This is a genomic window from Nonomuraea guangzhouensis (assembly GCF_019396345.1).
In the GTDB taxonomy this organism is placed as follows: Bacteria; Actinomycetota; Actinomycetes; order Streptosporangiales; family Streptosporangiaceae; genus Nonomuraea; species Nonomuraea guangzhouensis.
On record NZ_JAHKRM010000001.1, the window covers coordinates 34,307 to 46,173 of the forward strand.

Consider the following 11,867-nt stretch of genomic DNA (forward strand, 5'->3'; position numbering starts at 1 on the left):
CGGTCAGCGCTCCTGATCATCCTGGGCACCATGAAGAGCAAATGGTCCTGCCTGGCCGTCGCGTGCCTGGCCACTCTCCTTCTCTCGCTCGACATGACGGTGCTGCACCTGGCCCTGCCCAGGCTGGTCGGCGATCTCGGTGCCAACGCCACGCAGTTGCTGTGGATCGGCGACAGCTACGGCTTCGCGCTCGCGGGCCTGCTCATCACCATGGGCAACCTCGGCGACCGCATCGGCCGCAAGCGCCTGCTGCTCATCGGAGCCGCCGCGTTCGGCGCGGCCTCGGTGCTGACCGCGTACGCGCCGAACCCGGAACTGCTCATCGCGGCCAGGGCGCTGCTCGGTGTGGCCGCGGCGACGATCATGCCGTCGACGCTGTCGATCATCCGTAACGTCTTCACCGACCCCGGCGAGCGGACCGCCGCCGTCGGCATCTGGAGCGGGATGAGCGCCGTCGGGTTCGCCGTGGGCCCGGTCGTCGGCGGGCTGCTGCTCGACCACTTCTGGTGGGGCTCGGTCTTCCTGATCAACGTGCCGATCATGGCGCTGGTGCTGGTCGCCGGGCGGCTCGTCCTGCCGGAGTCGCGCAACCCCGACGCCGGTCGCATCGACCTGCCGAGCGTGGCGCTCTCCTTCACCGGCATCGTGACGGCCGTCTACGCGGTCAAGGAGGCGGCGCACCAGGGGTTCGGGCAGGCCGGCGTGCCGGTGGCCGCGGTGCTGGGCATGGCGTGCCTGGGGCTGTTCGTCCGGCGGCAGAGCAGGCTGGCGGAGCCGCTGATCGACATGCGGTTGTTCGGGAACCGGGCGTTCAGCGCGTCGATCGGCACCAACACGCTGGCGATCTTCGCGATGACGGCCATGTCGCTGATCCTCTCCTGGTACTTCCAGCTCGTGCTCGGCTGGACGGCGCTGCAGGCCGGGCTGGCCACCCTGCCGGGCGGGCTCGGCGGCGCGGTCGGCGGCATCCTGGCGGCCCGGCTCATCGGGCTCCTGGGCAGGAACGGCGTCGTGGCGCTCGGCCTGGCGATGACCGCGGGCTCCTTCCTGTCCTACAGCATGATCGGGCTCGACACGGGCTTGCTGGCGGTCATCGCTCCGCAGCTGATCGGCGGGTTCGGCGTCGGGTTCACCTTCACCGTCAACAACGACAACGTGCTGGCGACCGCGCCCAGGGCACGGGCCGGGGCGGCGGCCGCGGTGTCGGAGACGGCGTTCGAGCTGGGCGGGGCGCTGGGCATCGCCATCCTGGGCACCGTGCTGAACAGCTCCTACAGCGCCGGCCTGCGCCTGCCCGCCGGAGTGCCCGGCGAGGCCGCCAGGGAGTCGATCGCGGGCGCGCTGCACACGGCCGAGAGTCTGCCCCCGGCGCTGGCCGGGCAGGTCATCGAGGCGGCCCGGGGCGCGTTCATCGAGGCCATGCACCTCACGGCGCTCTCCACTTCGGCGATCCTGGCCGTGGTGGCGGCGCTCGCGCTGGTGGGGCTCCGTGGCGTGCCCAAGGTCATCCCCGAGGAGCAGCTGACCGCGGTCCACTGACGCGGCCGGTCAGGCCGTGGGCTCTGCTGCGCAGGGTCTGATCCGCACCGGTGACAGGCTGTCGAGGCGGGTGCCGATCATCCGGGCCAGCCCTTCGATGGCCTGGATGCCCGAGCCCTCGCCCGGCTGCTGGTCCGTCTGGACCGACAGCAGCAGATCGCGCCCCGGCCCGACGATCCGGCCGTAACTCGTCACCGCCCAGGTGTTGTGGATGAACGGCCGCGGCGTCCAGCCGTTCTTCAACGCCACCCGGTCGCCTCGCCGGGCGGCGGCGCTGACCCCCCACGCCTGGTCGTGTACGACGTCTCCCATCAGGCCGAGCACCAGGTCACGATCGGTGCCCAGCCCCTTGTCCCCGCTGATCAGCACCTTCAGCAGCCGCAGGCGGTCGGCCGGGCTGGTGGTGGTGCCGCCCCAGTAGCGGCTCGGCCCCGGAGTCGTCTCGTTCAGACCCAGCTTCCGGTAGAACCCGCTCATCCCCTCCCCCGCCCCGACCCGCCACCACAGCGCGTCGGCGGCGGAGTTGTCGCTCTCCCTGATCATGCGTGACGCCAGGTCCCGCTCGTCCGCGCCCAGCCGGGCCCGGCGGAGCAGCAGCGCGGTCAGGATGTCGACCTTGACGCCGCTGGCGGTGATCATGTCGTGCTGGTGCTCCCCACGGCCGAAGGTGATGCCGGTGATCCGGTCGCGCGCGGCGTACACGATGCGGCCCGGCTGCCTGGCCAGGTAGCGGTCGATGTCGCGGACGAGCTCGGCCCTGGCCGCGGCCCCCGCCCGGGGGTCGGGGATGGTCAGCAGGCACCGCTCGACCCGCACCCAGGGCAGCCGCGCCGCCACCGGCACCGGCGCGGGCCGCTCAGCCCCGCACCCCGTCGTCAGGGCCGCGGCCAGGGCGGCACCCACCCACCATGTCGCACGCATCTACAAACCCCCAGGAAAATCACCGGGGGTATAAAACGGTCTCTTCCCGGCGGATCAGCCCGCCACACCCATCACAGGTGCTCGCGCAGGAAGTCCGCGGTCGCGTCGACGGCCTGCGTGACGTACGGCTCGCGGTCGTAGAGGTCGATGTGCTGCTTGGCGTCGACCCACACGAGCTGCTTGGGCTGGTCGAGCCGCCGGAACGCCTCCTCCGCGCCCTCCGGCGAGCAGAACCGGTCCACCACGCCGTGCACGATCAGCGCCGGTTTGGGGGACAGGAAGTCGGCGCCCATCATGTTGTCCACGGTGATCAGCTCGCGCACACTGGCCCGCGTGACCTCGTTCGCCCAGGTCGCCGACGCCCCGCGCGCGCCGCCGTAGTAGGCGTGCGGCTCGTCGCCGGGCATGGCCGCCTCGCCCTCCTCCGCCACGACGGGAAGGTACTCCACCGGCCCGCCCAGGTCCTGCCGCTCCAGCACCTCGGTGAAGGAGGCCAGCGCCGCCTGGTAGTCCATGCCCGACCGCATCGCGTAGGGGTTGTTGTACGCCCCGGCGATCCCGGCGAAGACCTTCACCCGGGGATCGAAGGCGGCGAACCGCAGCGCGTACCCCCCGCCCAGGCAGATCCCGACCGCGCCGATCCGCTCCGGATCCACCTCGGGCCTCGACCGCAGCAGCGACACCGCGGCCCGCAGGTCGCCCAGCTTGGCCTGCGGGTCCTCGTGGCGGCGCGGCTCACCGCCCGATTCGCCCCAGTTTCGGTGGTCGAAGGCCAGCGTCACGTAGCCCCGCGCGGCCAGCCGCTCCGCGTAGAGCCCGGCGACCTGGTCACGCACTCCGGTGAACGGCCCGGTGAACACCAGACCCGGCCTCGGCCCCTCTCCCTCGGGCACCCGGAGGTCCCCTGCCAGCACGATCCCGTCTGCGGTGAACTCAACCCTCATGTCCCCATGATCCCGCCTGTGCCGGTCAGGAGTCGAAGCCGAGACCCATCCGGTCGAGCGCGCGCAGCCAGAGGTTGCGCCTGCCCTGGTGCTGGTCGGCCTGGGCGATCGACCACCGGGTGAACTGGATCACCCCGGACCGCACCGGCTCCGGCGGGAACGGCATCGGCTTCTCCCGTACCATCCGCAGGCCGGTCCGCTCGGTGCGCTCGCCCGAGAGCAGGTCGAGCATGACGTTCGCGCCGAAGCGGGTGGCGCCGACGCCCATGCCGGTATAGCCGACGGCGTAGGCCAGCCGGCCGGCGTGCGCCTGACCGTAGAAGGCGCTGAACCGGCTGCAGGTGTCGATCACGCCGCCCCAGCGGTGCGTGAAGCGCAGGTCCGCGAGCTGCGGGAACGTGGTGGCGAAGTGGCCGGCCAGCTTGACGAACGTCTCGTCGCGCTGGTCGTACTCCGGCTTGACCAGGCCGCCGTTGTAGTAGACGGCGTCATAGCCGCCCCACAGGATCCGGTTGTCGTCGGTCAGCCGGTAGTAGTGGAACTGGTTGGCCCCGTCGCCGACGCCCTGCCGGTTGCGCCAGCCCACCTCGGCGAGCTGCGCCTCGGTCAGCGGCTCGGTCATGAGCGCGTAGTCGTACACCGGCACCACGAAGTGCTTGAGCCGCCGCAGCAGCGGCGGGAACACGCCGGTGCCGAGCGCGACGCGGCGGCCGGTCGCGACGCCGTGCGGGGTGCGCAGGCTGATCGTGACGCCGTCGTCGTCGAGCGAGCGGACCGGGCTGCGCTCGTAGACCCGGACGCCGAGCGAGACACAGGCCTCGCGCAGCCCCCAGGCCAGCCGCGCGGGGTCGAGCATGGCGCAGCCGCTGCGCTCCCAGAGCCCGCCCAGGTAGGTGGGCGAGTTGACCTCGGCCCGCACCTGGTCCTGGTCGAGCGGGACGTAGTCGAGGCCGAGCTCGGAGATGAGGTCGAGGTGCTCGTTCAGCGCGTCGAGCTGCCACGGCTCGGTGGCGACGCTCAGCTCGCCGGTGCGCTCGAAGGAGCAGTCGATGCCGTAGCGCTCCAGCGTCAGCTCGATCTCGTCGAGGTTGGCCACGCCGAGGTGTTCGAGGCGGCCGATCTCGTCGGGCCAGCGTTCGAGGCCGTTGGACAGGCCGTGGGTGAGGGTCGCCATGCAGAAGCCGCCGTTGCGGCCGGAGGCCGCCCAGCCGATCCTGCGGCCTTCGAGCAGGACGACGTCCTGCTCGGGGTCGCGCTCCTTGGCCAGCAGGGCGGTCCACAGCCCCGTGAAGCCGCCCCCGACCACGACGAGGTCGGCGCTGGTGTCGCCGATGAGCCGTGGCCTTGGTTCTGGACTGGCCGGACTGTCCAGCCAGTACGGTTTGCGCTCCGCGTCAGCAAGCGCCTTCAGCGGATCCACACATTCCACTTCCCTACAGTGTTCAGGTCCGGCGGCGTGCCGAGACCGAGGTGGCGATGGCGATCAGCACGCCGACGCCGAAGATCAGTGTGCCCATGACGTTGACCTGCGGTGGAATGCCGGTCTTGACCGACCCCACGATCCACAGCGGGAAGGTGATGGTGGAGCCGTTCACGAAGCTGGTCACCACGTAGTCGTCGATCGACAGCGCGAACGCCAGCATCGCCCCCGCCACCACACCCGGCAGGATCGACGGCAGCGTCACCTGCCGGAACGTCCCCCAGGCGGTCGCCCCGAGATCCCTGGCCGCCTCCTCCATCGACGGGTCCAGCACGATCACCCTGGCCCGTACGGTGACGACGACGAACGACAGCGAGAACAGCACGTGCGAGATGATGATCGTGGTCGCGTCGCGCGGCACATTGCCCGAGACGAACAACGACAGCAGCGACGCCCCCATGACCAGCTCGGGCGTCGAGATCGCGGCGAAGACCAGGAAGTTCGTCGTCCCCTGCCCCCGGAAGCGGTAGCGGCCGACGGCCAGTCCCAGCATGGTGCCGATCACGACCGTGATGAGCGTGCTGACCAGGGCGATCACCAGCGAGTTGCGCAGCGCGACGGTCAGGTCGGAGATGTCGAAGAGGCGGTCGTACCACTTGAGGGTGAAGCCCTGCCAGGTGGTGTTCGACTTGCTCTTCTTGTCGTTGAACCCGAACAGGATCATCACGGCGATCGGCGAGGACAGCCAGACGATGACCAGCCAGGTGTAGGCGTGCAGCAGCTTGTCCCCGAGCCTGCCCCTCATCGTGCCACCGCCTCGAGGACGTTCTCGGTGCCGAGCACCCTGGCGTAGATGAAGATGCCCATGAGCAGCACAGCCATCAGCGTGAACGACAGTGCTGAGGCCGTCGGGTAGTTGAGGTTCGTCAGATACTCGGTCTGGATGATGTTGCCGATCATCGTGTTCGCCGTGCCGCCGAGGATCTGCGCGTTGACCGGGTCCGCCGTGGCGGGCACGAAGGTCATGAGCACCCCGGCGAACACTCCCGGCAGCGACAGCGGCAGCACCACCCGGCGGAAGGCCGACAGCCGCGTCGCGTACAGGTCGTAGGCCGCCTCGATGACCCGCGGATCGACCCGCTCCAGCGCCACGTAGATCGGCAGGATCATGAACGGCAGGAAGTTGTAGGTCAGTCCGCCCACCACCGCGAACGTGGTGGCCAGCACGTGGAACTCAGGGCTCAGCAGGCCCCAGCTCTTCAGCGGGCCGAACAGCACGCCGTCGTCGGCCAGCAGGAAGCCCCACGAGATCGTCCGCAGCACGAACGACACGAAGAACGGCAGCAGCAGCAGGAACAGGTACACCGACTTACGCGTCCCGCCCTTGAAGGCGATCCAGTACGCCACGGGGTAGCCGATGATCAGCATCGCCACCGTGGCGAGCCCGCCATACAGGAGGGAGCGCACCAGCTGCGTGCTGTAGCGGCTGATCGCGTCGGTGTAGTTGGAGACGCTGAACGTCATGGCGAAGCCGTCGATCGCGTTGCCGGTCTGCAGTGACACCGACGCCATGGCGGCCATCGGCACGACCAGGAAGATCGCCAGCCACATCCAGCTCGGCAGCGCCAGCAGATACGGGGTGAGCCGCTTCATCCGCTACGCCTGCGTGATCGACTGGAAGATCGGGTTGAAGACCTGCTCCTGCGCCGTGCTCAGCTTGACGTAGGTACGCAGCTTGGCGTACTCGGCCTCCGACGGGAACATCAGCGGGCTCTCGACCATCTGCTCCAGCGACTGCTTCCCCTCGCCCGTCGCCTTCGTGGCCTTCTCGCGCAGCAGATCCTGTACGGCCGGCACCGGCGTGACGTATTGGATGAACTCGTCCAGCTCGGCGGCTACGGCCGGCTGGTAGAGGTAGTCCATGAGCGTGATCGCGTCGACCGGGTTGGCGGCGTTCTTGGGGATGAGCATGTTGTCGGTCCAGATCGTGCCGCCCTCCTCGGGCACGACGAACTTGACCGGCTCACCGGCGAGCTGCCGCTGGAAGACGTCGCCCGACCAGGCCATGGTGATCCAGACGTCGCCCTTGGACACGGCATCGATATAGCTCTGGTCGTAATATTTCCGGACGATTCCGGCGTCGCGCTGGGCCTTGAGCTTCTCCCCGGCCTGCTTCCAGTCGGCCTCGGTCGACTTCTCCGGGTCGAGGCCCAGGGCGAACATGCCGAAGTTGGCGATCTCCTGGGCGTCGTTCATCATGCCGACGCGGCCCTTGTACTTCGAGTCGAAGAGCGAGCCGATGCTCTTGATGTCGTCCTCGACGTACTTGGTGTTGTAGGCGATCCCGGTCACGCCCGACGTGTACGGCATCGTGTAGACGTTGCCGGGGTCGTAGCTGCGTTCCTTGTACTTGTCACCGGCGTTGGCCAGGAAGTTCGGCATCTTCGAGTGATCGAGCGGCGTGGCGTAACCCAGCTCGATCATGTGCTGGAGCTGGATGCCGTTGGTCATCACGACGATGTCGTAGCCGGACGACTGTCCCGCCCGCAGCACGGGGTCGAGCTTGCCGAAGAACTCGGCGTTCTCGTTGATGACCTCTTTGTACTGGTACGAGATGCCGGTGGCCTGCTGGAACTTCTTCAGCGGCTCCTGGTCCTCGGGCATGTACTCGGGCCAGTTGGCGAAGACCACGCGGCCGTGCTTGGTCTGCTTGGCCCAGTAGTCCTTGACGGCGTCGGTCTTGGGCGCCTCCGCCTTCTTGCCCTGCACGCCGCAGGCGGCGAGGGCGAGGCCGGCGGCGGACAGACCGGCGATCCTGAAGGCGTCTCGACGCGTGCGGGCCTGAGTCATGCCCCGCAGAAGGGCCGGGTTGAGCGAGTGGTTCATGGCTCAACTTCCAATCGCATAAGAGTGCTGCGCCCGCCACGACAACCAGACGGGGTCGCCCCGCTCTGCGGTGGTCGTCGAGTCGAGCGCGTTCTGCTGAAACACCGTGATCTCCGCGCCATCCGCGAGGCTCACGGCATAACTCGTGTAAGTCCCCAGGTAGACCACCTCGGCCACGGTGCCCGGCACGACGCTCACGTCGCCGTTGGGCTTCTCCGTCGAGATGGTGATCTTCTCCGGCCGGACGGTCACGCTGACCTGGCCGTCCTGCTCCGGCACCAGCACCCGGCCGCCGCCGACGGGCAGCACGCCGCCGGTCGCCGTGCCCGCGAGCAGGTTGGAGGTGCCGATGAACCCGGCCACGAAGGTCGTCGCGGGCCGCTCGTAGATCTCGCGCGGCCCGCCCAGCTGCTCGACCAGGCCGTCGTTCATGACCGCGATCCGGTCGCTCATGGTGAGCGCCTCGCCCTGGTCGTGCGTCACGTACACGAACGTGATGCCGACCTCGCGCTGGATGCGCTTGAGCTCGATCTGCATGGCCTGACGGAGCTTGAGGTCGAGCGCGCCGAGCGGCTCGTCGAGCAGAAGTGCCCGCGGCTTGTTGACCAGGGCGCGGGCCAGCGCCACCCGCTGCTGCTGGCCGCCGGACATCTCGCGCGGCCGGCGCTTCTCCCGGCCGGTGAGATCGACGATCTCCAGCATCTCGCCCACGCGCTGCCGGATCTCCTGCTGCGGGACCTTGCGCTGCTTGAGCCCGAAGGCCACGTTGTCCCACACGCTCATGTGCGGGAACAGCGCGTAGGACTGGAAAACCATGTTCACGTCCCGCTTGTTCGGCGGGACGTCCGTCACGTCGCTGCCGTGCAGCCTGACCACGCCGCGCGACGGGTCCTCGAACCCGGCGATCATCCGCATGGTCGTGGTCTTGCCGCACCCGGACGGGCCGAGGAGGGAGAAGAACTCCCCCTCGGCGATGCCCAGCGTGATGCCCTTGACGGCCTGGACGACCTCGCCGTGTGAGAGGTACTCCTTGACGACGTCATCTAGTTCGATCGCGTTCAGCTCGGCCATGTCCAGGCACTGTCCTCTTAGTCGCCGATGTAGTGCATGACGTGCTTGACCCGGGTGTAGTCATGCAGACCGAACACCGAAAGGTCCTTGCCGTACCCCGAGTGCTTGAAGCCGCCGTGTGGCATCTCCGACACGAACGGGATGTGCGTGTTCACCCAGACCACACCGAAGTCCAGCCTGTTGGACATGCGCATGGCGCGGCCGTGGTCGGACGTCCAGACGGAGCCGCTCAGGCCGTACCTGACGTCGTTGGCCTTGGACAGCGCGTCGGCCTCGTCGGAGAACGTCTGGACGGTGATGACCGGGCCGAACACCTCGTTCTGCACCATCTCGTCGTCCTGCTTGAGCCCGTCGACGATGGTGGGGGCGAAGAAGTAGCCCTTCTCCCCGACCCGGCTACCGCCGGTGAGCACCTTGGCGTGCGCCGGGACGCGCTCGATGAAGCCCTGCACCCTGGCCAGCTGGGTCTCGTTGTTGAGCGGGCCGTACAGCGCCTCGTCGTTGGACAGGTCACCGGTCACGGTGCCCGCGGCGGCCTCGGTGAGAGCGGCGACGAACTCGTCGTGCACGCTCTCGTGGACCAGCACGCGGCACGCGGCCGTACAGTCCTGGCCCGCGTTGTAGAGGCCCGCGGTGGCGATGTCGCCGGCGGCCTTGCGCAGGTCCTTGACATCCTCGAAGACCACGACGGGCGCCTTGCCGCCGAGCTCCAGGTGAACCCGCTTCACGTCCTCGGCGGCGGTCTTGGCCACCGCCATGCCCGCGCCGACGGAACCGGTGATGGCGACCATGGCCGCGGTCGGATGGCCCACGACGAGCGCGCCGGTGTCCCGGTCACCCGTCACCACGTTGAAGACCCCGGCGGGCAGCACCGAACCGAGGATCTCGGCCAGCTTGAGCGTGGAGGCCGGGGTGGTGTCGGACGGCTTGAGCACGATCGTGTTGCCCGCGGCCAGCGCGGGGGCGATCTTCCAGACCGCCATCATCATCGGGTAGTTCCACGGCGTGACCTGCCCGATCACGCCGATCGGCTCGTGCCTGATGACGCTGGTGTGCTCGGCGAGGAACTCACCCGACGTCGGGCCCTCCAGCGTACGGGCCGCGCCGGCGAAGAAGCGGAAGTGGTCGGACGCTACCGGGGTCTCGTCCTCGGCCATGCGAGCACGCGGCTTGCCGGTGTTCAGGCACTCCGCCTCGTTGATCTCGTTGGCCCGGGCGTCGATGGCGTCGGCGACCTTGAGCAGCAGGTTCGCCCGCTCCCCCGGGGTGGTCTGTCCCCATGACTCGAACGCGGCGGCCGCGGCGGCGAAGGCGTTGTCGACGTCCTCGGTGCCCGAGATCGGGGCCTGCAGATAGGCCTCGCCCGTGCACGGGTCGATGACATCGGAGAATCGGCCGCTCTTGGCGTCCACGAACTCACCGTTGATGAAGTTCTGCAGACGGGTGGTCAAGGTATGACCTCCTCGTGAGGTGGCTGAGATGCCGAGACTCTTACAGAGCACATGCATCACGACAAGGGATTTCGTGGTGAATATATCAAATTGCTACGAAATCGCTTGACAGAGGCCCAATAACTGACACCATGTCGCACCAGGACGGCAACGCAGCGGGAATGCGCCCGCAACGCCGGACCGCTAGGAGGCCCCCACACGATGTCCACGCCGCCCCGCGTACGCCGCAGCAATGACGCCTCCCCCGCGCCGTTCGCGCTCGACGATCTCTCCAAGCAGATCATCGAGCAGCTCCAGGGCGACGGGCGCATGCCGTACGCGGCGATCGGCAAGGCCGTCGGCCTCTCGGAAGCGGCGGTCAGGCAGCGCGTGCAACGCCTGCAGGACGCCGGGGTGATGCAGATCGTCGCCGTCACGGACCCGCTCACGCTCGGCTTCCCGCGCCAGGCGATGATCGGGGTGAACTGCGAGGGCGATCTGGATTCGATCGCGGACGAACTGGCGGCCATCGACGAGATCGACTACGTCGTCCTGACGGCCGGGTCCTTCGACGTCATCGTCGAGGTGGTCTGCGAGGGTGACGGCCACCTGCTGGAGATCCTCAGCAAGATCCGGGCCATTCCGGCGGTGCGGGCCACCGAGTCGTTCGTATACCTGAAGCTACGCAAGCAGACTTATTCGTGGGGGACACGCTGAGCTGACTCAAGGCGGGCCCGTAGGTCCGCCTCGAGTCATCGTTCGCCTGCGGGTCAGGCAAAGAGTTCCTCCACCGTGGAGACCAGAGCTGCTCGCTCCGCCCACAGCTCGAGGCGTGCGACGTCACCGCAGGTCGTGATGCGCTTACGGTCACCATCGGACAGCGCTATCCCTCGCGACTCGAGGAAAATGAGCAGCAACTTAACCTCGCCCTCGGCGCGCCCCTCGGCCCGCAGACTTTGGGCGTACTCCCCCTGGTAGCGGTAGGTCTCTGTGGCCATGAGTCGCTCCATTTCCTTCTGCGCGTTGCCTTTCAGCGCCACGGTGACATATTCAGCGTAGCGTCGCGCCACGCCCGTATCGAGGCTGTCCAAAGCCTCCGTAAGCGCGGCGAGGATCTCCGCTATCTCTGGATGATTGCTCTGGGTGATCGCCGAAACCGCCGCGAGACCGATGTTGCCGACGGCCTCCGCGACGTCCGTGATGGCCTTGGTGTTGTCGGGGCCGACCACCAGCGGGGTCAGGGTCAGGCCAGGGTGACCCGTCTCTATGGGACGCGAGGCCCAGCGGGCCGTAGCCCGGTCGGGACAGATGACGACCAGGCACACGGGACACTCGTCACGGGCGCGGAGGCTGGCGATGTAGGAGAGCCACGACCAGTGCTTCTCCTTGTCGTCGCTCAGTTGAACCTCGACGATGACGCCCAGCTTGGTGCTGGGCTCATCGCCGTACAGCAGCGCCGCGTCCGCCCGAAAGGGGGCAGGCACAGCCTCCGACAAGTCGCTACAGACCCGGGAGGCCTCGGACTCGACGGGTATCGGAAGGGCAAACAGGGCGCGCAACATGTGCGCCGTGTGTCCAGGGTCGAGAGTAGTGATCCCGACCAGCCCCTCATGCAATGGGGTGATCATGGCCGAGATATTACTCTCTGCGATCGTT

Annotated in this window: 11 protein-coding genes; 2 read left to right on the forward strand and 9 right to left on the reverse strand. The window is 68.4% G+C overall.

The features are described 5' to 3' along the window. Positions 1 to 30 precede the first annotated feature (30 nt). A complete protein-coding gene (locus KME78_RS00135) occupies positions 31 to 1,539 on the forward strand; it encodes an MFS transporter (protein ID WP_219526623.1) in 1,509 nt (502 codons plus the stop codon). Positions 1,540 to 1,548: 9 nt separating this feature from the next. On the opposite strand, the gene KME78_RS00140 is transcribed toward KME78_RS00135, so the two are convergent. The 8 genes from KME78_RS00140 to KME78_RS00175 all read right to left on the reverse strand — a co-directional run bounded on the left by KME78_RS00140 (position 1,549) and on the right by KME78_RS00175 (position 10,232). Continuing rightward, entirely contained in the window at positions 1,549 to 2,460 is a 912-nt protein-coding gene (locus KME78_RS00140) for a serine hydrolase (protein WP_219526624.1), read from the reverse strand. 71 nt (positions 2,461 to 2,531) lie between these two features. Further along, on the reverse strand, positions 2,532 to 3,404 hold the full coding sequence (locus KME78_RS00145; protein WP_219526625.1) for an alpha/beta hydrolase: 873 nt from the start codon (positions 3,402 to 3,404) through the stop codon (positions 2,532 to 2,534). 25 nt (positions 3,405 to 3,429) lie between these two features. Beyond that, positions 3,430 to 4,824 carry an NAD(P)/FAD-dependent oxidoreductase gene (locus KME78_RS00150; RefSeq protein ID WP_219526626.1) on the reverse strand — a complete coding sequence of 465 codons (1,395 nt, stop codon included), beginning with the start codon at positions 4,822 to 4,824 and terminating at the stop codon, positions 3,430 to 3,432. Positions 4,825 to 4,846: 22 nt separating this feature from the next. Continuing rightward, positions 4,847 to 5,629 (reverse strand): ABC transporter permease, encoded by a 783-nt coding sequence (locus KME78_RS00155; protein ID WP_219526627.1) that lies wholly within the window; start codon positions 5,627 to 5,629, stop codon positions 4,847 to 4,849. Next, positions 5,626 to 6,477: an ABC transporter permease gene (locus tag KME78_RS00160; RefSeq protein ID WP_219526628.1), complete on the reverse strand. Its 852-nt coding sequence runs from the start codon at positions 6,475 to 6,477 to the stop codon at positions 5,626 to 5,628. The genes KME78_RS00155 and KME78_RS00160 overlap by 4 nt, the downstream gene beginning before the upstream one ends. Before the next feature lie 3 nt (positions 6,478 to 6,480). Then, positions 6,481 to 7,710, reverse strand: coding sequence for a polyamine ABC transporter substrate-binding protein (locus tag KME78_RS00165; protein ID WP_219526629.1), 1,230 nt, complete (start codon positions 7,708 to 7,710; stop codon positions 6,481 to 6,483). A 3-nt stretch (positions 7,711 to 7,713) separates the two neighbouring features. Then, a complete protein-coding gene (locus tag KME78_RS00170) occupies positions 7,714 to 8,781 on the reverse strand; it encodes an ABC transporter ATP-binding protein (protein WP_219526630.1) in 1,068 nt (355 codons plus the stop codon). Positions 8,782 to 8,798: 17 nt separating this feature from the next. Continuing rightward, positions 8,799 to 10,232, reverse strand: coding sequence for a gamma-aminobutyraldehyde dehydrogenase (locus tag KME78_RS00175; RefSeq protein ID WP_219526631.1), 1,434 nt, complete (start codon positions 10,230 to 10,232; stop codon positions 8,799 to 8,801). Between the two features lie 201 nt (positions 10,233 to 10,433). Between KME78_RS00175 and KME78_RS00180 the strand changes: the two genes are divergently transcribed. Then, positions 10,434 to 10,928, forward strand: coding sequence for an Lrp/AsnC family transcriptional regulator (locus KME78_RS00180; protein ID WP_219526632.1), 495 nt, complete (start codon positions 10,434 to 10,436; stop codon positions 10,926 to 10,928). Between the two features lie 53 nt (positions 10,929 to 10,981). Here KME78_RS00180 and KME78_RS00185 read toward each other — a convergent pair whose 3' ends face one another. Then, on the reverse strand, positions 10,982 to 11,839 hold the full coding sequence (locus KME78_RS00185; RefSeq protein ID WP_219526633.1) for a hypothetical protein: 858 nt from the start codon (positions 11,837 to 11,839) through the stop codon (positions 10,982 to 10,984). Positions 11,840 to 11,867 lie beyond the last annotated feature (28 nt).